This window comes from Streptomyces sp. NPDC000983 (assembly GCF_040299205.1).
GTDB lineage: Bacteria > Actinomycetota > Actinomycetes > Streptomycetales > Streptomycetaceae > Streptomyces.
This window is the reverse complement of record NZ_JBEPBM010000013.1, coordinates 39,738-65,366: the sequence shown is the minus strand read 5'-3', so window position 1 is coordinate 65,366 and position 25,629 is coordinate 39,738. Positions and strand designations below refer to the sequence as shown.

The 25,629-nt window shown below is 72.4% G+C and carries 23 protein-coding genes; 10 read left to right on the top strand and 13 right to left on the bottom strand.

The genetic code is table 11. From position 1 onward, the window contains the following. Positions 1-123 precede the first annotated feature (123 nt). The 3 genes from ABT296_RS17145 to rsmI form a co-directional block, all read right to left on the bottom strand. Positions 124-1,002: a TatD family hydrolase gene (locus tag ABT296_RS17145; protein WP_351927975.1), complete on the bottom strand. Its 879-nt coding sequence runs from the start codon at positions 1,000-1,002 to the stop codon at positions 124-126. A 47-nt stretch (positions 1,003-1,049) separates the two neighbouring features. After that, positions 1,050-1,433 carry a hypothetical protein gene (locus ABT296_RS17140; RefSeq protein ID WP_351927973.1) on the bottom strand — a complete coding sequence of 128 codons (384 nt, stop codon included), beginning with the start codon at positions 1,431-1,433 and terminating at the stop codon, positions 1,050-1,052. Positions 1,434-1,624: 191 nt separating this feature from the next. Continuing rightward, the gene (gene rsmI / locus ABT296_RS17135) at positions 1,625-2,476 is read right to left on the bottom strand and encodes a 16S rRNA (cytidine(1402)-2'-O)-methyltransferase (RefSeq protein WP_351927971.1); all 852 of its coding nucleotides are present in this window, start codon (positions 2,474-2,476) and stop codon (positions 1,625-1,627) included. Positions 2,477-2,538: 62 nt separating this feature from the next. Here rsmI and ABT296_RS17130 point away from each other — a divergent pair, with 62 nt between their 5' ends. The 3 genes from ABT296_RS17130 to ABT296_RS17120 all read left to right on the top strand — a co-directional run bounded on the left by ABT296_RS17130 (position 2,539) and on the right by ABT296_RS17120 (position 7,830). Continuing rightward, positions 2,539-4,281 carry a dolichyl-phosphate-mannose--protein mannosyltransferase gene (locus tag ABT296_RS17130; RefSeq protein ID WP_351927969.1) on the top strand — a complete coding sequence of 581 codons (1,743 nt, stop codon included), beginning with the start codon at positions 2,539-2,541 and terminating at the stop codon, positions 4,279-4,281. A 128-nt stretch (positions 4,282-4,409) separates the two neighbouring features. Then, on the top strand, positions 4,410-6,023 hold the full coding sequence (locus ABT296_RS17125) for a penicillin-binding transpeptidase domain-containing protein (protein WP_351927967.1): 1,614 nt from the start codon (positions 4,410-4,412) through the stop codon (positions 6,021-6,023). A gap of 115 nt (positions 6,024-6,138) precedes the next feature. Next, a complete protein-coding gene (locus ABT296_RS17120; protein ID WP_351927965.1) occupies positions 6,139-7,830 on the top strand; it encodes a penicillin-binding transpeptidase domain-containing protein in 1,692 nt (563 codons plus the stop codon). Positions 7,831-7,855: 25 nt separating this feature from the next. On the opposite strand, the gene ABT296_RS17115 is transcribed toward ABT296_RS17120, so the two are convergent. After that, the gene (locus ABT296_RS17115; RefSeq protein WP_351927963.1) at positions 7,856-8,215 is read right to left on the bottom strand and encodes an SsgA family sporulation/cell division regulator; all 360 of its coding nucleotides are present in this window, start codon (positions 8,213-8,215) and stop codon (positions 7,856-7,858) included. 165 nt (positions 8,216-8,380) lie between these two features. Between ABT296_RS17115 and ABT296_RS17110 the strand changes: the two genes are divergently transcribed. From ABT296_RS17110 to ABT296_RS17090, 5 genes are all read left to right on the top strand, one after another. Continuing rightward, on the top strand, positions 8,381-9,433 hold the full coding sequence (locus ABT296_RS17110) for an energy-coupling factor ABC transporter permease (RefSeq protein WP_351927962.1): 1,053 nt from the start codon (positions 8,381-8,383) through the stop codon (positions 9,431-9,433). A 1-nt stretch (position 9,434) separates the two neighbouring features. Continuing rightward, positions 9,435-10,196, top strand: coding sequence for a cobalt ECF transporter T component CbiQ (gene cbiQ / locus ABT296_RS17105; protein WP_351927960.1), 762 nt, complete (start codon positions 9,435-9,437; stop codon positions 10,194-10,196). Next, positions 10,184-10,951 (top strand): energy-coupling factor ABC transporter ATP-binding protein, encoded by a 768-nt coding sequence (locus ABT296_RS17100; protein ID WP_351927958.1) that lies wholly within the window; start codon positions 10,184-10,186, stop codon positions 10,949-10,951. Before cbiQ ends, ABT296_RS17100 begins: the two co-directional genes overlap by 13 nt. Before the next feature lie 10 nt (positions 10,952-10,961). Next, positions 10,962-11,441, top strand: coding sequence for a MarR family winged helix-turn-helix transcriptional regulator (locus ABT296_RS17095; protein WP_351927956.1), 480 nt, complete (start codon positions 10,962-10,964; stop codon positions 11,439-11,441). A 118-nt stretch (positions 11,442-11,559) separates the two neighbouring features. Then, complete coding sequence (locus ABT296_RS17090; protein WP_351927954.1) at positions 11,560-12,738, top strand: serine hydrolase domain-containing protein; 1,179 nt, start codon at positions 11,560-11,562, stop codon at positions 12,736-12,738. 45 nt (positions 12,739-12,783) lie between these two features. On the opposite strand, the gene ABT296_RS17085 is transcribed toward ABT296_RS17090, so the two are convergent. From ABT296_RS17085 to ABT296_RS17075, 3 genes are all read right to left on the bottom strand, one after another. Further along, complete coding sequence (locus ABT296_RS17085) at positions 12,784-13,059, bottom strand: DUF1876 domain-containing protein (protein ID WP_351927952.1); 276 nt, start codon at positions 13,057-13,059, stop codon at positions 12,784-12,786. A gap of 90 nt (positions 13,060-13,149) precedes the next feature. Next, positions 13,150-13,995, bottom strand: coding sequence for an EamA family transporter (locus tag ABT296_RS17080; RefSeq protein ID WP_351927950.1), 846 nt, complete (start codon positions 13,993-13,995; stop codon positions 13,150-13,152). Further along, on the bottom strand, positions 13,992-14,489 hold the full coding sequence (locus ABT296_RS17075; protein ID WP_351927948.1) for a YbaK/EbsC family protein: 498 nt from the start codon (positions 14,487-14,489) through the stop codon (positions 13,992-13,994). Before ABT296_RS17075 ends, ABT296_RS17080 begins: the two co-directional genes overlap by 4 nt. Positions 14,490-14,586: 97 nt before the next feature. Here ABT296_RS17075 and ABT296_RS17070 point away from each other — a divergent pair, with 97 nt between their 5' ends. After that, entirely contained in the window at positions 14,587-15,108 is a 522-nt protein-coding gene (locus ABT296_RS17070; protein WP_351927946.1) for a hypothetical protein, read from the top strand. Positions 15,109-15,198: 90 nt separating this feature from the next. On the opposite strand, the gene ABT296_RS17065 is transcribed toward ABT296_RS17070, so the two are convergent. Next, positions 15,199-17,427: an MMPL family transporter gene (locus tag ABT296_RS17065; RefSeq protein WP_351927944.1), complete on the bottom strand. Its 2,229-nt coding sequence runs from the start codon at positions 17,425-17,427 to the stop codon at positions 15,199-15,201. A 157-nt stretch (positions 17,428-17,584) separates the two neighbouring features. Further along, entirely contained in the window at positions 17,585-18,187 is a 603-nt protein-coding gene (locus tag ABT296_RS17060; protein ID WP_351927942.1) for a TetR/AcrR family transcriptional regulator, read from the bottom strand. Positions 18,188-18,354: 167 nt separating this feature from the next. On the opposite strand from ABT296_RS17060, the gene ABT296_RS17055 reads away from it, so the two are divergent. Continuing rightward, on the top strand, positions 18,355-21,606 hold the full coding sequence (locus tag ABT296_RS17055) for a S41 family peptidase (RefSeq protein WP_351927940.1): 3,252 nt from the start codon (positions 18,355-18,357) through the stop codon (positions 21,604-21,606). Positions 21,607-21,966: 360 nt separating this feature from the next. Here the strand turns inward: ABT296_RS17055 and ABT296_RS17050 are convergent, their stop codons facing one another. The 4 genes from ABT296_RS17050 to ABT296_RS17035 all read right to left on the bottom strand — a co-directional run bounded on the left by ABT296_RS17050 (position 21,967) and on the right by ABT296_RS17035 (position 25,605). Continuing rightward, a complete protein-coding gene (locus ABT296_RS17050) occupies positions 21,967-22,191 on the bottom strand; it encodes a hypothetical protein (protein ID WP_502977267.1) in 225 nt (74 codons plus the stop codon). A gap of 83 nt (positions 22,192-22,274) precedes the next feature. Next, positions 22,275-23,165: an SDR family oxidoreductase gene (locus tag ABT296_RS17045; protein ID WP_351927936.1), complete on the bottom strand. Its 891-nt coding sequence runs from the start codon at positions 23,163-23,165 to the stop codon at positions 22,275-22,277. Next, a complete protein-coding gene (locus ABT296_RS17040) occupies positions 23,162-24,079 on the bottom strand; it encodes an alpha/beta fold hydrolase (RefSeq protein ID WP_351927934.1) in 918 nt (305 codons plus the stop codon). The genes ABT296_RS17045 and ABT296_RS17040 overlap by 4 nt, the downstream gene beginning before the upstream one ends. Further along, complete coding sequence (locus tag ABT296_RS17035) at positions 24,076-25,605, bottom strand: flavin-containing monooxygenase (RefSeq protein ID WP_351927932.1); 1,530 nt, start codon at positions 25,603-25,605, stop codon at positions 24,076-24,078. The genes ABT296_RS17040 and ABT296_RS17035 overlap by 4 nt, the downstream gene beginning before the upstream one ends. Positions 25,606-25,629: the final 24 nt, after the last annotated feature.

The window sequence follows — 25,629 nt, the reverse complement described above, 5'->3', positions numbered from 1 at the left end:
GATCGCGCCAGAACCTAGCGGAGCGAGTGTCACTCTCCAAAGCGACGCGACTACACACCGTCGCGTCCGAAGGGGTGTGCGGCCCGGCCGGGCGTCACCGGCCGGGCGTCACCGGGTGCGGGCTCAGTAGTCGAAGGCGCGTGCGGTGTTCGCGCCGAGGGCCGTGCACAGGGCGTCCTCGTCGATCCCGCGCACCGCGGCCATCGCGCGCACCGTGACCGGAACGAGGTACGGGGCGTTGGGCCGTCCGCGGTAGGGCGCCGGGGTCAGGAAGGGCGCGTCGGTCTCGACCAGCAGCAGTTCCAGCGGCGCCACGGCGACGGCGTCCCGCAGGTTCTGGGCGTTCTTGAAGGTGACGTTGCCGGCGAAGGACATGAAGTACCCGGCGGCGGCGCAGATCTCCGCCATCTCGGCGTCGCCCGAGTAGCAGTGGAAGACGGTCCGCTCCGGGGCGCCCTCCTCCTTCAGCACCCGCAGCACGTCGGCGTGCGCGTCGCGGTCGTGGATGACCAGCGCCTTGCCGTGCCGTTTGGCGATCTCGATGTGGGCGCGGAAGGAGCGCTCCTGCGCCTCCTTGCCCTCGTCACCGGTGCGGAAGTAGTCCAGGCCGGTCTCGCCGACCGCCTTGACGTGCGCCAGCGCGGCCAGCGCCTCGATCTCGGCGAGCGCCGCGTCCAGCCCGGCCTCGCCGCCCGGCTGCCGCGCGCCCTGCCGGGACCAGCCGTCGGGGTCGCCGTGGACGATGCGCGGGGCCTCGTTGGGGTGCAGGGCGACGGCGGCGTGGACGCTGTCGAACGCGGCCGCGGTGTCGGCGGCCCACCGCGAGCCGCGGACGTCGCAGCCGACCTGCACGACCGTCGTCACCCCGACCGACGCGGCCTTGGCGAGCCCTTCCTCCACCGTGCCGGACTGCATGTCGAGGTGGGTGTGGGAGTCGGCGACGGGCACCCGGAGGGGCTCCGGGAGCGGCGGCGCCGCGTTCTTCTCGCTGGAGGAGGGCATGCCCCGATCCTACGAAAGGGGCAGGCGCTCCCCGCGGCCGAGCCCGCTCAGCTCGCCCTGCGCTGGAAGGGGTGCAGCAGGTCCGACAGCTGCCAGTGGTGGCGCTCCGCCGCCGGCGCGGCCGGCTGCGCCGGGGGCACGGGGCGCGGCCGGCGTGCCGCGGCGCGGGCCGACGAGACCTGCCCGGCGCGCAGCAGCCGTACGACATGGCCGTCGCAGTTCACGCAGGTGGGGCGGCTGAGCGGGGAGGGGACGACGCGGCCGTCCGCCACGTACAGGACGAACTCCCGCCCCTCGGCGTCCGTGTGGTGCTCGATCTCGTACGACTGTTCCCAGCCGTGCCCACAGCGCATGCAGGCGAAGGAATACGACTCGTGGACGACGGGGGTCTGTGCGGTGCGGAGGCGGTGCTGCCCTGCGATCTCACTCATGCCGGCTCCTGTCGGTTCCGCTGGCAGGGGCGGGTCGCGCCCCTCGACTCCAGTGGACTCCTCGAACAGGGCGGAAGCACGCGAGCTGTGCACTGTTGGGACCGCCTTGGACGTTCCTTGCCGAAACGCCCGTACCGCTTTACCGCGGCATGGAGTCCGCCTCACCAGGGCGTGACGCGGGCCCCGGTCCGTCACCGGCCCTTGGCCGCCACCACCGCGTCGAAGACGACCCGCTTGGGCAGCCCGGCCTCCACCGCGACCGCCGCGATGGCCTCCTTGCGCCGCTCGCCCGCCTCCTCGCGCACCCGCACCCGGCGCACCAGTTCCTCCGGGCCGATCTCCTCGGGCCCCTTCTCCGGCGCGCCCTCCACGACGACCGTGATCTCCCCGCGCACCCCCTCGGCCGCCCACTCGGCCAGTTCGCCGAGCGGACCGCGCTTGATCTCCTCGTAGGTCTTGGTCAGTTCCCGGCACACCGCGGCCCGCCGCTCGGCGCCGAACGCCTCGGCCATCGCGGCGAGGGTGTCGTCGAGCCGGTGCGGGGCCTCGAAGTAGACGAGGGTGCGCCGCTCCCCGGCCACCTCGCGCAGCCGGGAGAGCCGCTCGCCCGCCTTGCGCGGCAGGAAGCCCTCGAAGCAGAACCGGTCGACGGGCAGCCCGGACAGCGCGAGCGCCGTGAGCACGGCCGACGGCCCCGGCACCGCGGTGACCTTGACGTCCTTCTCGACGGCCGCGGCGACCAGCCGGTACCCGGGGTCGGAGACCGACGGCATGCCCGCGTCGGTGACGAGCAGCACCCGGGCGCCGCCGAGGAGTTCGTCGACGAGTTCGGGGGTGCGGGCGGCCTCGTTGCCCTCGAAGTAGGACACCACCCGCCCCTTGGGCGTGACGCCCAGGGCCTGGGTCAGCCGGCGCAGCCGCCGGGTGTCCTCGGCGGCGACGACGTCGGCGCCGGCGAGCTCCTCGGCGAGCCGGGGCGGGGCGTCGGCGATGTCCCCGATGGGAGTGCCGGCGAGGACCAGGGTTCCGGGTGCGACTGTCACGTTTCCATCCTCGCAGGCGCCATGCGCGGGACTCCCACAGAAGGGTTCCCTACGATGGCGCGGTGACCAGTACCGCGTCCTCCATGGACACCCTGCAGGACAAGGCGCCGCACGACCGGCGGCCGTCGTGGCAGCAGCGGCTGCGCCGATTCGGCCACCCGGCGGGGCCCGCGAGCGACGTCCGCGACCGTCTGAACCCGCCGTACGCCAGGCCGGGGCCGAGACTGTGGTCGGTGCTCGGGCTGCCGCCGGTGTTCACCGACCGGCTGGTGCGCTGGTCGGGCTGGGGCGGCCCGCTGCTGGTCACGCTGTTCGCGGGCATCCTGCGGTTCTGGAACCTGGGCAGCCCCAAGGCGGTGATATTCGACGAGACGTACTACGCCAAGGACGCCTGGGCACTCGTCCACCGCGGCTACGAGGTCAACTGGGACAAGAACGCCAACGACCTGGTGCTCCAGCTCGGCGACAAGGTCTCCATCCCGACCGACGCGGCGTACGTGGTGCATCCGCCGGTCGGCAAGTACGTCATCGGGCTGGGCGAGCTGGTGTTCGGCTTCGACCCGTTCGGCTGGCGGTTCATGACCGCGCTGCTCGGCACGCTGTCGGTGCTGATGCTGTGCCGGATCGGCCGCCGGATCTTCCGCTCGACCTTCCTCGGCTGCCTGGCGGGCGCGCTGATGGCGGTGGACGGACTGCACTTCGTGATGAGCCGCACCGCGCTCCTCGACGGCGTGCTGATGTTCTTCGTGCTGGCCGCGTTCGGCTGCCTGGTCGTCGACCGGGACCGGGCCCGTGAGCGGCTCGCCGCGGCCCTGCCCGCGGACGCGAACGGCCTGGTCCGCCCGGACGCGCACACCGCCGACACGCTCGGCCTGGGGCTTCGGCCCTGGCGCTGGGCGGCGGGTCTGATGCTGGGCCTGGCCATCGGCACCAAGTGGAACGGCCTGTACTTCCTCGCCGCGTTCGGGCTGCTGACGGTCCTGTGGGACGTCGGCACCCGCAAGGTGGCCGGGGCCCGCCACCCGTATCTCGCGGTCCTCAAGCACGACCTGGGGCTGGCGTTCCTGGCCACCGTGCCGGTCGCGGTCGTCACCTACCTGGTGTCCTGGACGGGCTGGATCCTCTCCCCCACGGACGGCTCCGGCGGCTACTACCGCGACTGGGCCGCCAAGGACGGGAAGAACAGCGACTGGTCGTGGCTCTTCCCCGACTGGCTGCGCAGCCTGTGGCACTACGAGACACAGGTGTACGACTTCCACGTCGACCTGTCCTCGCCGCACACCTACCAGTCCAACCCCTGGAGCTGGATCGTCACCGGCCGCCCGGTGTCGTACTTCTACGAGTCCCCGGCCCCCGGCAAGGACGGCTGCCCCTCCGACGCGGGCGAGAAGTGCGCGCGCGAGGTGCTGGCCATCGGCACGCCCCTGCTGTGGTGGGTGGCCTGCTTCGCCCTGCTGTACGTGCTGTGGCGCTGGTTCTTCCGCCGCGACTGGCGCGCGGGCGCCATCGCCTGCGGCATCGTGGCCGGCTATCTGCCCTGGTTCTTCTTCCAGGAGCGGACGATCTTCTTCTTCTACGCCGTGGTCTTCCTGCCGTTCCTCTGCCTGGCCGTGGCGATGCTGCTCGGCGCGATCGTCGGCCCACCGGGGTCGAGCGAGACCCGCCGGGTCACCGGCGCGACCGGCGCGGGCGTCCTGGTCCTGCTGATCGCCTGGAACTTCATCTACTTCTGGCCGATCTACACCGGCACCTCGATCCCGATCGACAGCTGGCGGTCGCGGATGTGGCTGGATACATGGGTCTAGCGGCCGGATACGTGGGGGTGGCATCCATCGGATAGCTGCCTCCGGCAACAATCGGGAAACTCCCGTCCCGCCCGTCACGGCCTCCGCCTACAGTGCGGGGAAAACGGGGACACGGGGAGGACTGCCCAATGGGCAAGGGGGTCAGGGCCACCGTCATCGGCGGTGTGTTCGCGGTGCTGGTGGGAGGCGCGGGGTACGGCGCCTACAACGTCGTGCAGGCGGTGAGCGGGGACGGCGGTTCGGTGCGGACCGGGCCGCCGAGCGCGGACGAGGTCGAGGAGACGTCGGAGAAGTTCTTCGCCGCCTGGGAGCAGGGACAGGCCGCCGAGGCCGGGTCGCACACCGACTTCCCGCAGGAGGCGACGGCGCTGCTCACCGCGTACGAGCAGGGGGCGGGCATCTCCAAGGTGCGCATCACGCCGGGGAAGGCGACCGGCGCCGTCGTGCCCTTCGAGGTCGCGGCGACGGTCTCCCACGACGGGACCTCCAAGCCGCTCGCCTACAAGAGCGAGCTGAGGATCGTGCGCGGGAAGACCTCCGGGCGGGCGCTGGTCGACTGGGCGCCGTCCGTGGTGCACCCGGAGCTGAAGCAGAAGGACGACACCCTGGTCACCGGTGAGTCCGCGACCCCGCCCATCGAGGCCGTGGACCGCGACGACCAGGTGCTGACGAAGGCGAAGTACCCCTCGCTCGGCCCGATCCTGGACACCCTGCGCCAGCGGTACGGCGACCGGGCCGGCGGCACGCCCGGCGTCGAACTGGTCGTCCGGCACGCCGCCGAGGGCGTCGCCGACACCCCGCTGCTCACCCTCGCCGAGGGCGAGCCGGGCAAGCTGCGCACCACACTGAGCGCGCGGGTGCAGGCGGCCGCCGAGAAGGCGGTCAAGGGGTACCCCGAGTCGTCCGTGGTGGCCGTGAAGCCGAGCACAGGCGAGGTGCTGGCGGTGGCGAACCACCGCAAGGACGCCTTCAACGCCGCCTTCGAGGGGCAGGTCGCGCCCGGCTCCACGATGAAGATCATCACGGCGGCGATGCTGATCGACAACGGTGTCGCCTCGATGAACGGCCCCGCGCCCTGCCCGGACAGTGCCACCTGGCAGAGCCAGACCTTCGGCAACCTGCCCGGTCTGGCGGCCAACGAGGGCGCCACCCTCGCCGACACGTTCATGCGCTCCTGCAACACCGGTTTCATCAAGCTCGTGGACGAGGAGCCGCTCACCGACTCCTCGCTGACGGCGGAGGCGCAGGAGCGGTTCGGGCTCGGCCGGGACGACTGGAAGACCGGCATCACCTCCTTCGACGGCAGCGTGCCCGCCTCGACGGGACCGGACCGCGCGGCCAACGCGATCGGGCAGGGCGAGGTCCAGATGAGCCCGCTGAACATGGCGTCCGTCACAGCGACCGCGATCACCGGCACCTTCCGGCAGCCGTATCTGGTCTCCCCCGACCTGGACGGGCGGGAGCTGGCCACCGCCGACGGACTGAAGGCGGACACCGCGACACAGCTCAAGCAGATGATGCGGCTCACCGCCACACAGGGCACGGCGCAGCCGGTGATGTCCGGGCTGGGCGGCGACATCGGCGCGAAGACCGGCTCCGCGGAGGTCGACGGGCAGGACGCCAACAGCTGGTTCACCGGGTTCCGCGACGACGTGAGCGCGGCGGCGATGGCCGTGTCCGGCGGACGCGGCGGCGAGGCGGCGGGCCCGATCGTGCGGGCCGTGCTGGCGGCGGGCGGCTGATGCAGCGTGTCGGGGTGGGACCCCAGGGTCCTTCTGCCACGGAGATCCATCAGAAGGGCCCTAGGGTGGTGACGTCGTTGGGCTGGGTGGGGATTTCGCGGAGGACTTGAGGACAGTGGGCAAGAGAAGGCGCGTCGCCGAGCGACGGAAGACGAGTCCCGCCGTACTGGCCGGGACGATCGCCGTGGTCGTGGCCGGCGCCGGGGTCGGCGCCTACGCGCTGTTCGGCGGGTCGGGTGACGGTGGCGGGAAGTCGGCCGCCGGCACCGAGTCGGTCAGGACCGGCCCGCTCTCCGCCAAGGAGGTCGCCACCGCCTCCCGGACCTTCCTCGACGCCTGGCAGGAGGGCCGGGTCGCCGCGGCGGCCGGCGCCACGGACGACGCGGACACCGCCCGCAAGGCCCTCACCGGCTACTTCAAGGACGCCCGCGTCAAGGACGTCGCCCTCACCCCCGGTACCGCCGCCGAGGGCCGGGTCCCCTTCTCCGTCGAGGCCACGGTGAGCTACGACAAGCTCAGCGAGAAGCTGACGTACGACAGCGCGCTGACCGTCGTACGGCGCGCGGGCGACGGGGAACCCGTGGTGCGGTGGCAGCCGTCCGTGGTGCACCCCGACCTCCAGGAGGGCGACACCCTGGTCACCGGCGAGGCCGGGACCCCGCCCATCAAGGCGCTCGACCGGGAGGGCGGCGAGCTGACCACCGAGAAGTACCCCTCACTGGGCCTGATCCTGGACTCCCTGCGCGAGAAGTACGGCGAGAGCGCGGGCGGCAAGGCGGGCATCGAGCTGCGGGTGGTCCGCGCCAAGGCCGACAAGGACGACAAGGCCGGCGACGCCGCCTCCGAGAAGGCCGGGGCGGCGGACAAGACCGTGCTGGAGCTGAGCGAGGGGACCCCGGGCACCGTGGAGACCACGCTGAGCCCCGACCTCCAGGCCGCCGCCGAGGAGCAGGTCGCCGAGAAGGCGCGCTCGTCGGTGGTCGTGCTGCGCGCCTCCACCGGCGAGATCCTCGCCGCCGCGAACGCCTCCAAGGGCTTCAACACCGCCTTCCAGGGCTCCCTGGCGCCCGGTTCCACCATGAAGGTCGTCACCTCCTCGATGCTCATCGAGAAGGACCTGGCCTCGACGAACAAGGCCCACCCCTGCCCCAAGTACTTCACCTACGGCGGCTGGAAGTTCCAGAACGACGACAAGTTCCAGATCAAGGACGGCACCTTCAAGGCGAGCTTCGCCCGCTCCTGCAACACCGCCTTCATCAGCCAGGCGCCCGAGCTGGACGACGACAGCCTCACCGAGCAGGCCCAGCAGGTGTTCGGACTCGGCCTGAACAACTGGGCGGTCGGCGTCTCCACCTTCGACGGCTCAGTGCCGGTGCAGTCGAAGGCGCAGATGGCGGCCGAGCTGATCGGCCAGGGCGGGGTGCGGATGAACCCGCTGAACATGGCGTCGGTCTCGGCGACCGTGAAGTCGGGCGTCTTCCACCAGCCCTACTTGGTCTCCCCCGAGGTGGACGGCCGGCAGCTGGCGAAGGCCGCGCGCACGATGTCCGCGGACACGCTGTCCCAGCTGCGCGAGCTGATGGCGTACACGGCGGCCTACGGCACGGCGGCCGAGGCGATGTCCGGGGTGGGCGGTGACGTCGGCGCGAAGACCGGTTCGGCGGAGGTCGACGGGCAGAAGAAGCCGAACGGCTGGTTCACCGCCTACCGGGGCGACCTCGCGGCCGCGGGCGTGGTCCAGGCCGCCGGTCACGGCGGCTCGACGGCGGGCCCGATCGTGGCGGCCCTGCTCAAGCAGGGCGGCTGAACGGTCCGGGGTACGGCGGCCGGTCTCAGTGGCGGACGGGATCGTCCGCCGCGGTGTAGGTACGGCGCAGGAATCTCAGCAGCGCCTTGCTGTCGAACTGCACGACCGAGACACCCTGCGAGGAGTGGAACTCCACCACCGCCTGGACCCGGCCGCACGGCCACACCCGGACCTCGCCGCTGCCGACGGGGGCGCGCAGGCCCTGCTCCAGCAGATCCCGGTCGAACGTCCATTCGTGCGCCCCGGGCAGTCCGAACTGCACGGACCCGGGGTCCAGTTCGGGGTCGTAGCGCAGGACCACGGGGACCGCGTCGCGGTCCTCCTCTATGCGGACGTCCATGTCCGTGACGATGTGGGCGCGTGCGTACTGTTCGACTACGGACATCGGAAGGCCCCTCACGCTCAGCGACCTGTAAGAAAGCTGTTAATCCGCTTTCCCTCCAATGTCGCACATATCCCCTGGGGCGCCTCCGGAGCCGGGGATCGCGCCCCGTTCTTTTCGGTCACGCGCTCTTGCAAAGCGTTCGCAACAAGCCACTATCATCGAACGGTGCATGTGCCTGACGGATTCATAGACGCCCCCACCTCGCTCGCGACCGGAGCGGTCGCCGCCGCCGCGGTCGCCGTCAGCCTGCGCGGCGCCCGCCGCGAGCTCGACGAACGCACCGCCCCGCTGGCCGGTCTGGTGGCCGCCTTCATCTTCGCGGTGCAGATGCTGAACTTCCCCGTCGCGGCGGGGACCAGCGGCCACCTCCTGGGCGGCGCGCTCGCCGCCATCCTCGTCGGCCCCTACACGGGCGTGCTGTGCGTGTCCGTGGTCCTGCTGATGCAGGGCATCCTCTTCGCGGACGGCGGCCTGACCGCGCTCGGTGTCAACATCACCAACATGGCGGTCGTGACGACCGTCGTCGCCTACGGGATCTTCCGGGCGCTGGTGAAGATCCTGCCGCGCACCCGCCGCTCGATCACCGTCGCCGCCTTCGTCGCCGCCCTGCTCTCGGTGCCGTCGGCGGCACTGGCCTTCACCCTCATGTACGCGATCGGCGGCACCGCCGACGTCTCCATCGGCAAGGTCGCCGGCGCGATGGTCGGCGTGCACATCCTCATCGGCATCGGCGAGGCGGCGATCACCGCGCTGACCGTGGGCGCCGTGATCGCGGTGCGCCCGGACCTCGTCCACGGCGCCCGTGACCTGGGGCAGCGCCTCCAACTGCGGGTCAACGGCGAACTCGTCGACGCGGCCGAGCCGGTGGGCCCCGAGCCCGTCGCGGCCCGCACCTCCCGGCGCGGGCTGTGGATCGGCGGACTGCTCACCTCGCTCGTCCTCGCCGGCTTCGTCAGCTTCTACGCCTCGGCCGACCCCGACGGCCTGGAGAAGGTCGCCACCGACCACGGCATCGACGAGAAGGCCGAGGACCACGCCTACGCCGACTCCCCGCTGGCGGACTACGGCGTCAAGGACGTGGACGACGCCCGGCTGTCCGGCGGTCTCGCCGGAGTGATCGGCGTCGGGCTCACGGTCGTGGCGGGCACCGCGGTCTTCTGGTCCGTGCGCAGGCGCCGTACCGGGGCGGACACCTCCCCGGCGGGCACGAGCGTCTGAGATGGGGGCCGGGCACGCGCACAGGCTCTACCGGCACGGGCACTCGCCCGTGCACGGTCTGCCGCCGCACACCAAGCTCGCCGCGACGTTCGCGTTCGTGGTGGTCGTGGTGTCGACCCCGCGCGAGGCGATGTGGGCGTTCGGCCTGTACGCCGTCCTGCTCGCCGGTGTGGCGTGCCTGGCGCGGGTACCGGCCGCCTTCCTGCTCAAGCGGCTGCTGATCGAGGTGCCGTTCGTCGCGTTCGCGGTGCTGATGCCGTTCGTGGCGGAGGGCGAACGGGTCGAGGTGCTCGGGCTCTCGCTGAGCGTCAGCGGCCTGTGGGGCGCCTGGAACGTGCTGGCCAAGGGCACCCTGGGCGTCGCCGCCTCGGTGCTCCTGGCGTCCACCACCGAACTGCGGGAACTGCTGCTGGGCCTGCAACGCCTGAAGCTCCCGCCGCTCCTGGTCCAGATCGCCTCCTTCATGATCCGCTACGGCGATGTGATCACCGACGAGATGCGGCGCATGCGGATCGCACGCGAGTCGCGCGGGTTCCAGGCCCGCGGGGTGCGCGGCTGGGGCGTGCTCGCGAAGTCGGCGGGCGCCCTGTTCATCCGCTCCTACGAGCGCGGGGAGCGCGTGCACCTGGCGATGGTCAGCCGCGGGTACGCCGGCTCCATGCCGGTCATCGACGAGGTGACCGCGTCCCGGGCCCAGTGGACCTACGCCCTCGCCCTCCCCTTCGCCGCCCTCGTCGTATGTCTGCTGGGATGGACGCTGTGACAGCTTCTCTGGAGGTCTCCGGCCTCGCCTTCGCCTACCCCGACGGCCATCAGGCCCTGTTCGGCGTCGACTTCTCCGTCGGACGCGGCGAGCGGGTCGCGCTGCTCGGCCCGAACGGCGCCGGCAAGACCACGCTCGTGCTGCACCTCAACGGCATCCTCACCGGCGGCGCCGGCACCGTACGGGTCGCGGGGCTGCCGGTCGGGCGGGAGCACATGGCGGAGATCCGGCGCAAGGTCGGCATCGTCTTCCAGGACCCCGACGACCAGCTCTTCATGCCGACGGTCCGCGAGGACGTGGCCTTCGGACCGGCGGCGGCCGGGCTGCGGGGCGCCGAGCTGGAGCGGCGGGTGGACCGGGCGCTCGCGCAGGTCGGCATGGCGGAGTACCGGGAACGTCCGCCGCACCACCTCTCCTTCGGGCAGCGCCGCCGGGTGGCGGTGGCGACGGTGCTCGCCATGGAGCCGGAGATCCTCGTCCTGGACGAGCCGTCCTCCAACCTCGACCCCGCCTCCCGCCGCGAACTGGCGGACATCCTGCGCTCATTGGACGTGACCGTGCTGATGGTCACCCACGACCTGCCCTACGCCCTCGAACTGTGCCCGCGCGCGCTGGTCCTCAGCGAGGGCGTGATCGCCGCGGACGGCGCGACGGGCGAGCTGCTCTCGGACGAGGACCTGATGCGCGCGCACCGGCTGGAGCTCCCCTTCGGCTTCGATCCGCGTTCCGTGCCGGCGCCCGGGGCCCGTCCCTGACAATGGGCGGGTGACGAGCCACGAGGACGGCGCCGCCGGGTCCCTGCTGCTGGACGAACAGCTCTGCTTCGCGCTGTACGCCGCCCAGCGCGCGGTGACGGCCGCCTACCGGCCGCTCCTGGAGGAGCTGGGGCTCACCTACCCGCAGTACCTGGTCCTGCTGGTGCTGTGGGAGCGGGGCGAGACCTCCGTGAAGGAGCTGGCGGGGGCGCTGCGCCTGGACTACGGCACGGTGTCACCGCTGCTGAAGCGGCTGCAGAGCGCGGGGCTCGTACGCCGGGAGCGGGCGGCCGAGGACGAGCGTTCGGTGCGGGTGGCGTGCACCGGGCGCGGCGAGGAGCTGAGGGAGCGCGCGGCGCGGGTGCCGGGCGCGCTGCTGGCGTCGACGGAGCTGGACGGCGCGGAGGCCTCCCGGCTGCGCGAGGAGCTGCGGCGGCTGACGCTCAAGGCCCGCGCCGCCGCCGACCGCGCGCCCCTGGGGCCCTTCTGAAGCGTCTCCGACGCGGCGCACGGGGTCCGCTGCTGCTCCGACCCGACCCGCGGGAACATCGACGTGACGATCCTGCTTGGGTGAAGCAGAGGGATCGGCACCGACAGGGAGTACGGACGTGGACGTGAACGGCACAGTGGCCGAGGGCTTCGAGCCGGTCGGGGAGGCGTTCGCGCGGAACTTCGAGCGCCTCGGGGAGCGGGGCGCCGCGGTCGCCGTCTACCGGGACGGGCACAGGGTCGTCGACCTGTGGGCCGGCTCCCGGGACGTCGACGGCACCGAGCCCTGGCGGCACGGCACCGCCCAGATCGTGCGCTCGGCGACCAAGGGCGTCGCCGCCGTCGTACCCCTTCTCCTGCACCGGCGGGGGCTGCTGGACCTGGACGCCCCGGTGGGCGCGTACTGGCCGGAGTTCAAGGCGCGGGGCAAGGAGCGGGTGCTGGTCCGGCATGTGCTCGGGCACCGGGCCGGGCTGCCGGTGCTCGACCGGCCGCTCACCCCCGAGGAGGCGCTCGACCCGTCCCGCGGGCCCGCTGCGGTCGCCGCCCAGGCGCCCGCCTGGGAACCGGGGGCGGACCACGGCTATCACGCGCTGACCTACGGCTGGATGCTCGACGAGCTGGTGCGCAGGGTGACCGGCAGGGGCGCCGGGGAGTGGATCGCGGCGGAGATCGCCCATCCGCTGGGCGCCGGGTTCTGGCTCGGGCTGCCCGCCGAGGAGGAGGCCGCGGGCCGGGCGGGCCGGGTCGGCCGGATCGAGGGCCCCGAAGCCGCCCCCGGAGCGGTCCTGCGGGCCCGCCCCAAGCGCTCGGTCACCGACGCCTACGCCGACCCCGGCTCCCTCACCCGCCGGGCCTTCGCGGCGATCACCCCGTTCCCGGACCAGAACGACCCGGCGTACCGGGCGGCGGCCCTGCCCGCCACCAACGGCACCGCCACCGCCGACGGACTGGCCCGGGTCTACGCGTCACTCATCGGCGAGGTCGACGGCGTACGGCTGTTCGACGAGGCGACGGCGCGGCTCGCGCGTGCCGAGGAGTCGGCCGGACCGGACCGGGTGCTGGTCGTGAACACCCGCTTCGGCCTCGGATTCATGCTGCACGGCAGCGCGTCGCCGCTGCTCTCCCCCGACTCCTTCGGCCACCCCGGCCGCGGCGGCTCCCTCGGCTTCGCCGACCCCGCCTCGGGCATCGCCTTCGGCTATGTCACCAACGGCTTCCGCAAGACCGTGACGGCCGACCCGCGCGCCCAGGCGCTGGTCCGCGCGGTGCGCGAGTCGCTCGCCAGGGGCGCGTGACACGCGCGGTGGCGCGCGGTACCGGTCGCGCGCCACCGCGCGGGCTCATACGTGGATCGGGTGCGAGGTCCGCCCCGACACCTCGTCGATCTCGCCGTGCGCCTTCGTCAGCAACTGCATGGCGAGTTCGTTGAGCGCCCGTGCCGCCGCGATCTCCTCGCCGACCCGTGGCTGGTTGGAGTCGGTGTGGTGACGGCTGGCCGCGCCCTGGGCCCGTACCTCGGTGCCGTCGGGCAGACGTACCATCGCCGCCGCGCGGGTGTGCTGGTCGTCCTCGCGGAACTCCATGTCGACGTGCCATCCCACTGTGGTGTGCATCATCACGATCACCTCCGGAACACCTGCTTCCAGAGTGCGCCCCCAGCCGCCCTCCACACCACCGCAGCCACCGCGGCCACCGCGAATCCGGCTCTATCCGGCCCGCAGCATCAGGCCGACCCCGGCCACGACCAGCACCGCCGCCACGATCCGCGGCGCCCCGAACCGCTCCTTGAAGAACACCGCGCCGATCACCGAGCCCACCACGATCGACGACTCCCGCAGGGCCGCGACCGGCGCCAGCGCCGCCCGCGTCTGCGCCCACAGGACCAGGGCGTACGCGGCGACCGACAGGGCCGCGCCGAACAGCCCCACCGCCGCGTGGGGCCGCAGCATGGCCGCCGTCCGCCCCCGCCACCGCAGGAACGCGAACGCCGGGACGGCCGCCCCCTGCACCGCCATCAGCCAGGCGATGTACCCGAGCGACGAGCCGGAGGCGCGCACCCCCAGCCCGTCGACGACCGTGTACGCGGCTATGGTCACGCCGGTCGCCAGGGCCGCCCCGATCGCCGGCCAGTTCGGCCGCCGCCCGCGCAGCCCCCACAGGGCGACGCCGCTCAGCCCGGCGCAGGAGACGGCGATGCCCGCCGCGGCCCAGCCGTCGGGCACCTCGTGGGCGACGACGGCGGCCACGACCGTGACGACCAGCGGAGCGGTGCCCCGGGCGATGGGGTACGCCTGCCCGAAGTCGCCGAGCCGGAAGGACCGCATCAGCAGGGCGTAGTAGGCGACGTGGATCACCGCCGAGGCGATCAGGTACGGCCAGGCGCCGGCCGCCGGGAACGCCGTGAACGGCACCGCGGCGAGCCCGATCGCCATCCCGCCGCCGGAGATCAGGGCGAAGCCGACGAGCTTGTCGGGGATGCGGTGGGCGAGGGCGTTCCAGCTCGCGTGGGTGACCGCGGCCAGCAGGACGGCCGTGGCGACCAGCGGTGTCACGCGGTGCGCTCGCGCACGTCCACCAGAGTGCCGCCGGCGTGGGCGACGAGCGTCTCGGGCGCCATGGGGAAGACGGTGTACGGGGTGCCGGCCGCGGCCCAGACCACGTCGTGGTCGAGCAGCGAGCGGTCGGCGAGCACCCGGGTCCTGGTCCGGTGCCCGAAGGGCGGGACACCGCCGATGGCGTACCCGGTGGTCTCCCTGACCACGTCCGCTCTCGGCCGGGTGACCTTCTCGGCGCCGAGTTCGCGGCGCACCTTCTCCATGTCCACCCGGGACGCCCCGTCCATCAGGACCAGCACCGGCTCGCCGTCCACGGCGAAGACCAGGGACTTGCAGATCTGGCTCAGTTCGCAGCCGACGGCGGCGGCCGCCTCGGCGGCGGTGCGGGTGGCGTCGGGGAAGCGGCGGATCCGGGCGGTCAGCTCGTCGAGGCCCAACTCGGCGAGGGCGGCGGCGAAGCGGGGGTGGGCTGCGGACTCGGAGGAGGTCATGAACCGCACGCTAACGGTGTGTGCACACCACATGCGACCGGCTTTAACGAGGCTTCGTCATCTTCCGTTCGATTCAAGGGTGTTGGAAGATCGGCCCATGACACAGCAGAGACCGGACACCGACCCGCAGGCCGATGCCGTCGCCTACCTGGAGGCCCTGCACGGCCGGCTGGCCGCCGACGGGACGTCGGTGACCTTCGAGGTCTGGGGCGGCCTGCCGGTCCTCATCGGCAGCCGCGCCGACCGCAGGATCAGCTGGTTCGGCACCAGGACCAAGCTGTTCGTGTACGCCGCCGCGGTCCCCTCGGTGGACGGCACCCTGCTCGCCGAGTTCACCGGCGCGGCCCTGACCCACGCCAAGGGCCTGCGCGGCGGAATCCCCGGCGCCCGCAACGTGGTGACGGCGCTGCCCGCCCTGGTCAGCACCGACGTCGACCCGTCCGCGGTGCAGTTCGCCGCGCGGGACGCGCAGATGCTCGACACCTCGGTGGTCGGACGGCCCGTCGTCGTCCAGGTCGGCCCCGGCGTCCGGCGGACCACGCTGTACCGGGGCCAGGTGCCCTGGGGCGGGCTGTTCACCCGGCACGTACTGCGCAAGGCGGCGCTGTACTTCCCGTGAGCACCGGCCCGGCGCGCCCACGAGGAAGCCGGTGAGGGCGCCACCGTCCCCACGACGGCCCTCACCGGCTGGTCACTCGGGTGCGGCGCGTCAGACGCGCACCAGCTCCTTGTCGTCCTCCTCGTCGGCCCGCGCCCGGGACAGGGTCCGCAGGCCCTCGCCCTCGACGTCGACGTTGGGCAGGGCGCGGTCCAGCCACTTCGGCAGCCACCAGGCGCGCCTGCCGAGCAGGGCCAGCACCGCGGGCACGATCGCCATCCGGACCACGAAGGCGTCGAAGAAGACGGCGATGGCGAGACCGAAGCCGATCATCTTGACCATCGACTCGGACGAGCCGATGAAGCCCGCGAAGACCGCGATCATGATCACCGCGGCGGCCGTGACCACCCGGGCGCCGTGCTTGAAGCCGGTCACCACGGCCTGGCCGGGCGTCTCGCCGTGGACGTACGCCTCACGCATCCGGGTCACGAGGAACACCTCGTAGTCCATCGCGAGGCCGAAGACCACGCCGACCATGAAGATCGGCATCATCGACATGATCGGGCCGGTCTCCTCCACGCCCATGAGGCCGGACAGCCAGCCCCACTGGAAGACCGCGACGACGGCGCCCAGCGCGGCGAGCACGCTCAGCAGGAAGCCGAGCGCCGCCTTCAGCGGGACCAGGATGGAGCGGAACACGGCGATCAGCAGGAGGAAGGCGAGTCCCACCACGAGCGCGAGGTAGGGGACCAGCGCGTCGTTCATCTTCTGCGAGAAGTCGATGTTCATCGCCGTGCTGCCGCTGACCAGCACCTCGGCGCCGGTGCCGGCCTTCAGGCCGGCGCCGGTGCCGCGGATCGAGTGGACCAGGTCCTCGGTCTGGACCGAGGAGGGCTTGGAGTCGGGGATCACGGTGATGGTGAAGGTGTCCCCGGCCTTGTTGAAGGTCGCCGGCATGACCGACACCACGCCGTCCAGGCCCTTGATCTCGTCGGTCACCTCGGTCGCGGCGGCCTCGGGGTCGTCGCTGCCCTCGGCGTCGCCGACGACCAGCAGGGGTCCGTTGAAGCCGGGGCCGAAGCCGTCGGAGAGCAGGTCGTAGGCGCGGCGCTGGGTGGTGGAGGTCGGCTGGGAGCCGTCGTCGGGCAGGCCCAGCTCCAGGGAGGCGACCGGTACCGCGGCGACGCCGAGGCCGATCACCCCGAAGAGGAGCACGGCGACGGGGCGGCGGACCACGAAACTGGCCCAGCGGGTGCCCATGTTGGGCCTGGCGGGCCTCTCGGAGGCGTCCGAGACCTTCCTGCCCCGGCCGAACAGCTTGCTCTTGGCGCCCGCCGGCTGGACCTTGCGGCCCGCGTACCCGAGCAGCGCCGGGATCATCGTGAGCGCGATCAGGACCGCGATCACGACCGTGCCGGCCGCGGCGACGCCCATCTTGGTGAGCATCGGGATGTTGACGACGGAGAGTCCCACCAGCGCGATGACGACGGTCAGGCCGGCGAAGACCACCGCCGAGCCCGCGGTGCCGACGGCGCGGCCGACGGCCTCCTCGCGCTCCCGGCCCTCGGCCAGTTCGGCGCGGTAGCGGGAGACGATGAACAGCGCGTAGTCGATGCCGACGGCGAGGCCGATCATCATGGCCAGCGTGGAGGTGGTGGAGCCCAGGTCCAGCGCGTCGGCCAGCGCGGTGATGGTGGAGACGCCGATGCCCACGCCGATCAGGGCGGTCAGCAGCGGCAGTCCGGCCGCGACCAGCGAACCGAGGGTGATGACCAGGACGACGGCGGCGACCGCGATGCCGATGATCTCGGTGGAGCCGGTCTCGGGCGTGGCCTGGAGCGCGTCACCGCCGATCTCGACGGTCAGTCCGGCCTCCCGCGCCTGGTCGGCGGCGTGTTCCAGGGCCTCCTTGGAGGCGTCCTGGAGTTCCATGCCGGAGACCTCGTAGCTGACCTGGGCGTAGCCGACGCCGCCGTCCTCCGAGACCGACCCGGTCTTGAAGGGGTCGGTCACGGAGACGACCTCGGAGCCGGTACCCAGCTCCTTCACGGCGCTCCGGACGGCCGCCTTGTTGTCGGCGTCCGCCAGTTTCTGGCCGTCCGGGGCCTCGAAGACGACCCGGGCGGTCGCTCCGTCGGCGCTCGAACCGGGGAATCGTTCTTCGAGCAGGTCGAAGGCGCGCTGCGCCTCGGTGCCGGGGATGGAGAAGGAGGCGCTGCCCGCGGTGGGCGCCGAGGCGGCGCCGACGCCGGCGAGCGTCAGCAGCGCCACCCAGATCAGGGCGACGAAATGGCGTCGCCTGAAGGCGAGCCGTCCGAGTCGGTACAGGAACGTGGCCACGGAGGGGTACTCCCGGTCAGGTCGTGGGATGTTCAGGGCATGGGTGATCAACCCGTGGGGGCAGGGATGACCGGCCCGACGACGTGAGCGGTCGCGTCAGGTACTGCGGGTGGTGCGTCGCGTCAGGTGAGGCGACGGGTCATGAGGGGACCGGTGCTCAGGAGACGGGCGCGCCGAGGGCGGGGAGGACCACGGCGTCAATGTACGACCGGAGGAAGGCGCGCGTCGGCGGCTGGTTCTCGATCAGCCCCCGGGTCACGAACGCCCCGATCATCATGTGCACCACGTAGTCGATGGCGGGGCAGTCCTCGCGGATCTCACCCCGGTCGATCGCACGCTGGAGCACCCGGCGGAACTCCGCCATCTCCGGTTCGACCAGTTGTTCCCGGAACTCCCGCAGGAGGTCGGGGTTGGTGTGGACCGCCATGGCCAGACCCCGCATCAGCGCGGCGTTCTGTTCCATCTGGCAGTCGTCGGTGTGCTCCGTGTGGGCGTGCAGATCGCCCCGGAGCGTTCCGGTGTCGGCGTCGTCGAAGGGGCCGCCGGGCTTGGTGGACCGGATCGCCTTGACGACGAGTTGCGGCTTGCCGCCCCACTGGCGGTAGAGCGTGGCCTTGCTGGACTTGGTGCGCGCGGCGACCGCGTCCATGGTCAGGGCGTCGTAGCCGACCTCGCGGAGCAGATCGAGCACGGCCTCGTACAGCTCGGCCTCGCGCTCGGGCGTGATCCGGCTGCGGCGCGCCGTAGCGACCTCGGCCATGACGCACTCCCCTCGCTCCGCGCCGCCCTCTGCGAACGACACTGTTTCGTACAGGACGAATGTAGCGCACCCTTCATCGAAACGAAACGGTTTCGTACGTGTCCTGAGTCACCCCGCCCGCTTTCTCACGAGTTGCCCGGGCCCTTTCACGGGAAAAGCATGGGGAGGTGAGCTATCTGCGCCTTCCCCATCTCAACGGTGACCGCCTCTGCTTCGTGGCCGAGGACGACCTCTGGCTGGCCTCCCTGGACGGCCCCGGCCGCGCCTGGCGGCTCACCGTGGACCGCACCAAGGCCGGCCATCCCCGCTTCTCGCCGGACGGCGGGCACATCGCGTACACGAGCTGGCGCAGTCTCGTCCCCGAGATCCACCTGGTGCCGACCGACGGCGGACCGGGCCGCCGGCTCAGCTACTGGGGCACCGCGGACACCCAGGTCACCGGCTGGACCCCGGACGGCGACATCCTCGCCGTCGCCTCCCACGGCGAGCCCTTCTCCTACTACACCTGGGCCTACAAGGTCTCCCCCGACGGCTCCCCCGGCCGCAAGCTCCCCTGGGGCCCGGTCAGCGACATCCAGTGCGCCGACCTCGACGGCGAGCGCCGCACCCTGCTGCTCACCGGCACCCCGCCGCACGAGCCGGCCTCCTGGAAGCGCTACCGCGGCGGCGCCACGGGCCGCCTGTGGTTCCACGGCGAACGGCTCCTCGCCGACCTCGACGGCCACCTCGCCAGCCCCATGCTGGTCGGCGGCCGGGTCGCCTTCCTCTCCGACCACGAGGGCGTCGGCAACCTCTACTCCTGCACCCACCACGGCACCGACCTGCGCCGGCACACCGACCACGACGCCTTCTACGCCCGGCACGCCTCCAGCGACGGCACGCGGGTGGTCTACCAGTGCGCGGGCGAGCTGTGGATCGTCGACGGCCTCGACAGCGAGCCGCGGAGACTCGACGTCCGGCTGGGCGGCCCCCGCGCGGGCCGGCGCCGCTACCAGGTGCCCGCCGCCCAGCACGTCGACGGCGTCTCGGTCGACGAGACGGGCCGGGCCGGCGCCGTCGTCGTACGCGGCAGCCTGTACTGGCTGACCCACCGGGACGGCCCGGCCCGGACCATCACCGACACCCCGGGCGTACGGGTCCGGCTCCCCGAGATGCTCGGCCCGGCCGGGCAGGTCGCCTACGTCACCGACGCCGAGGGCGAGGACGCGGTCGAGATCGCCTACCTGCCCCGGGCCACCGGCGACCGCGAGCCCCGCCGGCTGGCCTCGGGCGAGCTGGGCCGGGTGCTGGAGATGGTCTCCGACCCCCAGGGCGAACGGCTGGCGATCGCCTCGCACGACGGACGGCTGCTGCTCCTGGACGCCACCGAGGACTCCAACGGGGAGGTGAGCGAGCTGATCCGCTCGATCAACGGCCCCGTCCGCGACCTCGCCTTCTCGCCCGACGGCTCCTGGCTGACCTGGTCGCACCCCGGCATCGGCCGCTCCCTGCGTCAGATCAAGATGGCCCGGATCTCCGGCACCCCGGCCGCCGGGCAGCCGGGGCGGCTGGTCGTCGACGTCACCAACGGCCGCTTCGAGGACGAGAACCCGGTCTTCACCAGCGACGGCCGCTACCTCGCCTTCCTCTCCTGGCGCGGCTTCGACCCGGTGTACGACGTCCACACCGGCGACCTGTCCTTCCCGCTCGGCTGCCGCCCCTACCTGGTGCCGCTGTCGTCCGCCACGCCGAGCCCGTTCGCGCTGACCCCGGAGGGGCGCCCCGCGGCCGGGGGCATGGACCCCGCGGAGGACGAGGGCGGCGAGGGCGGCGCGGTGACCGTCGAGGTCGAGGGGCTGGAGAGCCGGGTGACGCCGTTCCCGGTCACCGCCTCCAAGTACTCGGCGCTGTACCCGGTCGCGGGCGGCGGCCTGGTCTGGCTGCGCTGGCCGATCTCGGGGGCGCTCGGCGAGACGTTCGCCAACCCCGACGACACCAGCGGCCGGCCGACCCTGGAGCACTTCAGCATCAGCAAGGCCAAGAAGTCCGAACTGGTCGAGCACCTCGACTGGTTCGCGGTCAGCGGCGACGGCAGCCGGCTGGTCGTCGTCGACGAGGGCGAGCTGCGCGCCGTACCCGCCACCGAGCCCGGCGACAGCGACTCCACGGTGTGGATCGACACCCGCCGCATCCTGCACGAGGTCGACCCGCCCGCCGAGTGGCGCCAGTCCTACGCGGAGGCGGGCCGGCTGATCCGCGACTACTTCTGGGACCCCGGCATGTGCGGCATCGACTGGGACGGGGTGCTGGACCAGTACCGCCCGCTCGTCGAACAGGTCGACACCCCGGACGACTTCGCCGATCTGCTCCGCGAGGTCCTCGGCGAGCTCGGCACCTCCCACGCCTACGTCTCCGCGGCCCGCCGCAACGAGGGCCCGCCCCACTACCAGCGCCGCCAGGGGCTGCTCGGCGCCAACTTCGTCCGCCGCGAGGCGGGTTGGACGGTACGGCGGATCCTGCCCGGCGACTCCTCCGACTCCAAGGCCCGCTCACCGCTGGCGGGCACCGGCATCCGCGAGGGCGCGGTGCTCACCCACGTCGACGGCCGCGAGGTGGACCCGGTCGCGGGCCCGTTCCCGCTGCTCGCCGGGGCGGGCGGCACGACGGTGGAGCTGACGTTCACCCCGGCCGAGGGCGAGGGCCGCGCACGCCGGGTCGCGGTGGTCCCGCTGATCGACGAACGCCCCCTGCGCTACCAGGACTGGGTCGCCAAACGCCGGGCGGTCGTAAGGGAGTTGAGCGGCGGGCGGTGCGGCTATCTGCACATCCCCGACATGGGCGGCTCGGGCTGGGCCCAGTTCAACCGCGACCTGCGCATGGAGGTGTCCCGGCCCGCGCTCATCGTCGACGTGCGCGGCAACGCCGGTGGCCACATCAGCGAACTGGTCGTGGAGAAGCTCACCCGCACCATCCTCGGCTGGGACCTCACCAGGAACGCCCAGCCGGTGTCGTACGCCTCCAACGCCCCGCGCGGACCGGTGGTCGCCCTCGCCGACGAGGCCACCTCCTCCGACGGCGACATGATCACGGCCGCCTTCAAACTCCTGGAGCTGGGCCCGGTGGTGGGCCAGCGCACCTGGGGCGGAGTGGTCGGCATGACCGGCCGCCACCAGCTCGGCGACGGCTCGGTGATCACGGTCCCGATGAACGCGGCCTGGTTCGACGCGTACGGCTGGACGATCGAGAACCACGGCGTCATCCCCGACCTGGAAATCCTCCGCACCCCCCTGGACTGGGCAGAAGGCCGCCACGCCCAACTGGACGACGCGGTACGCCTGGCCCTGTCCCTCCTGGACACCAACCCCCCGGCAACCCCCCCGGACCACTCCCAAACCCCCAACCGAACCCGCCCCGAACTCCCCCCAAGACCCACCCCCTAACCCGAGCACAACCGCACACCCCCAGAGCCGCAAGGAACTACACGACAAGCCCCCACCGCCTTCAGGAGCGCGAAGAACTGCGCGACAAGCCCCCACCGCCTTTAGGGGCGCGGGGAACTACGCGACAAGCCCCCACCGCCCCGCACCCAAAACACAACCGGCCCTTCCAGGGGCGCGAGGAACCGCGCATCCTCCAGGAGCGCGGGGAACTACGCGTCTTTCAAAGGGACGCGGGGAACTGCGCGACCAACCCCCACCGAACCCGCACCCGCCAACACAACGAGACGTGGGGCACCCCACACCAGGGGGCACCCCACGTCTCACGTCACTTCACGTCACGGCACAAGCCGCCCACGACACCTACATGTCGTGATCGAACCGCTCAGACTCCTCGGCCCGCATCCGCTCGTCCCGCTCGCGCCCGTGCTCCGGCCCACGCTCACGCCGCTCCGGCTGCGGGCCCCGCTCACGCTGCGGCTCCCGCGAAGGCTCGCGAGACGGCTCACGTGACTCACGCGCCTGCTGCATCTTGTCCTTGGCCTGACGCTGCCACTGCTCGGACTTCTCCTGGAACTGGTCCTTCATGCCCATGAGTTTTCACTCCCGTGATGGGTGAGGGGATCGGGGCTCGACCAGATTCACACGCCCCGTCACCCACCGCATGTCGATCAGTCACGATGAGTGACAGCACCCCTCTCCTGCTCATCGGCGACGCCCCCCGCCCCGACCAGCCCGATCCGCATCCCGTCGAGCCGGTCGGCGAACCTGCGCATCTCGCGCTGCCCCACGGTCCCGATGAGCGCCGGGAGATACCCCCGCACGCCCTGCATCCCGCGCAGCCACCACTGCCCGTACACATGGCTGGAGCGCCGCTCGATCCCGGCGACGATCCGGTCGACGGCCGGCCCGAGCGGATACGTCTTGTTCGACGGCCACGGCAGCCGCTGCCTCAACTCCCGCATGACGTCGTCCTGATCGGCCCCGCGCACCATGTCGGTGTCGGTCCAGGACAGGTACCCCACGCCCACCCGGACACCCTTGTACCCGACCTCGGCGCGCAGACTGTGCGCGTACGCCTCGACGCCCGACTTGGACGCGCAGTACGCGGTCATCATCGGCGCCGGCGTGATCGCGGCGAGGGAGGCGATCTGGAGCAGATAGCCGCGGCTCTCCATCAACACCGGCAGGAACGCCCGCGCGGTCACCGCCGAGCCGATGAGGTTGACCTCGATGACCCGCCGCCAGGCCACCGGGTCGGAGTCGACGAACGGCCCCCCGGACGCGACCCCGGCGTTCGCGACGACGATGTCGACCTTCCCGAACCGTTCCTTGACCTCCCGCGCCACGCGGGCCATGGCCTCGTGGTCGGTGACGTCCGCGTGCCAGTGGTGGCTCTCGCTGTGCAGCCGCTCGGAGACCTGCTTGAGCTCGTCCGGTTCGAGACCGACCAGCGCCACCTTCGCCCCGCGCGCGGAGAGCTTGCGGGCGAGCAGTTCGCCCACACCCCGCGCCGCTCCGGTGACGACGGCGACCTGTCCTTCGAGGCTCACCCTGCTCATGCGCCCTCCTTGATCTGTACGTAGGTGACGACGAGTTCACGAATCCTGGCGCTCACCAGCTCCGGCGCCTCCACCGGCGTCATGTGCCCGAGGCCGGGCAGCTCGGTGAGCCCGACGCAGGTCGGCAGCGCGGCGGCCAGCGAGCGGGCGTGCACCGGCGGGGTGAGCCGGTCGGCGGTGCCTACGACGACCGCGGCCGGCACCGTCAGCTCCGCCACACCGTGGTCGAGGTCGAGCCGGTCAAGCACCCGCGACCAGGCGTGCCGCACCCGTCGGGGGCAGGCGTGCACGATCCGCGCGCACGCCTCGACCATGTGCGGCGCCGAACCCGGCCCCATGGTGGCGTACTTGAGGATCCGCCGGGCGGCCGGAGTGACCGGCCCGAGCGGCGCCCGCGACCCGAGCACCTGCCCGGTCAGCCAGGTCCGCACCCGCCCCGGCCGCATCGGCACCACCGTGGACTCGGCGACCAGCCGCGAGGCACCGGTGCTGCACAGCAGTACGGCGGCCGCGTGCTCCCGGAACGCCGGCCGGCCCGCGGCGGCCATCACCGTCATGCCGCCCATCGAGTGCCCGGCGACGACCGCCTTCTCGCCGGGCGCGAGCGTCGCCCCCAGCACGGCCTCCAGGTCGTCGGCGAGCTGCTCGATGCCGCAGACCTCGCTGGCCGGGCTGCGCCCGTGGCCGCGCTGGTCGTAGGCGATGACCCGGTGGTCGGTGGCCAGTTCGCGTATCTGCGCCGCCCAGAAGGCGGTCGAGCAGGTCCAGCCGTGCGCGAGGACGACGGGGGGCGCGTCGTCGGGTCCGTGCACCTCGACGTGCAGGCGGGCGCCGTCCGCGGAGGTCACGGCGAGTTCCCGCGCGGGGGCGGGCGGGGCGTAGGGCCCGTCGGTCACATGCGTCGGCCGGCTCACGCGTCCACCTCCGGACGGACGTCGGCGGCGTCGGCGAGGTCGCCGTTCTCCGCACCCTCGGCGCGCACCACGGAGTACTCCGAGAGATCCACCCGCCGGGTAGCGCGCCGGAACTCGGACGTCGTCCCCGGCCAGACGGTGGTGTTGCGGCCGCTCGCGTCGAGGTACCAGCTGGTGCAGCCGCCGGTGTTCCACACGGTGCGCTTCATACGCTCCTGCACCCGCCGGTTCCAGGCGCCCACGGCGCTCGGCCGGGCGTCCAGGGCGACCCGTCCGCCGAGGGTGTCGAGCTGGCGCATGAAGTCGGCGAGGTAGTTGAGCTGGCTCTCGATCATGAGGATCATCGAGGAGTTGCCGAGCCCGGTGTTGGGCCCGATGACCGTCATCCAGTTCGGGAACCCGGCGGCGGAAGCGCCCCGCAGCCCTTCCATCCCGCCCTTCCACGCCTCGGCCAGGGTCCGCCCGTCGGCGCCGACGACCCGCTCGGCGATGGGCATGTCGGTGACGTGGAAGCCGGTGCCGAAGATGATCGCGTCGACCTCGGCCTCGGTGCCGTCGGCGGCCACGACGGTCGAGCCCCGGACCTCGGCGAGCCCGCTGGCGACGACGTCGACGTTGGGGCGGGCGACGGCCGGGTAGTACGTGCTGGACAGCAGGATCCGCTTGCAGCCGATCCGGTAGTCGGGGGTGAGCTTGGCGCGCAGGGCCGGGTCCTTGATGGCCTTGGCCATGTTGTGCTTGGCGAGCCGCTCCACCAGACCCAGTTCGTTCGGGTGCTTGGTGAACGCCTGGACCTGCAGTTCCCGGATGCCCCAGAGCAGGCCGCGGCGGGCCTGGGTGGTGAAGGGCAGCAGCCGGTGCAGCCGGCGCTCCGCCCCGCTGATCGCGCGGTCCATGCGCGGCATCACCCACGGCGGGGTCCGCTGGAAAAGGGTGAGCCGGGAGACGTCCGGCTGGATGGCGGGCACGATCTGGATGGCGGAGGCGCCGGTGCCGACCATGGCGACGCGCTTGCCGCGCAGGTCGTAGTCGTGGTCCCAGCGCGCGGAGTGGAAGACCTTGCCGGTGAAGGAGTCCAGGCCCGGGACGTCCGGGACCTTGGGGTCGGACAGCGGCCCGGTGGCCGAGACGACGACGTCGGCGGAGAGGTTCCCGGCGGTGGTCTCGATGTCCCAGCACAGCCGCTCGGCGTTCCAGGCCATCCGCTTGACCTCGGAGTCGAAGCGGATGTGCGGGCGCAGCCCGAAGACGTCCGTGACGTGCTCCAGGTAGGCGCGGATGTGCTCCTGGCCGGAGAAGGTGCGCGGCCAGTCGGGGTTGGGCGCGAAGGAGAAGGAGTACAGGTGCGAGGGGACGTCGCAGGCACACCCGGGATAGCTGTTGTCGCGCCAGGTGCCGCCCACACTCGACGCCCGCTCCAGGACGACGAAGTCGGTGATGCCCTCCCGCCGCAGCCGCACCGCGGCCCCGAGCCCTCCGAACCCGGATCCGACCACCGCCACCCGTACATGCTCGTGTCCGGTCATCCCGAAGCCCTCCACAGCCGTGCG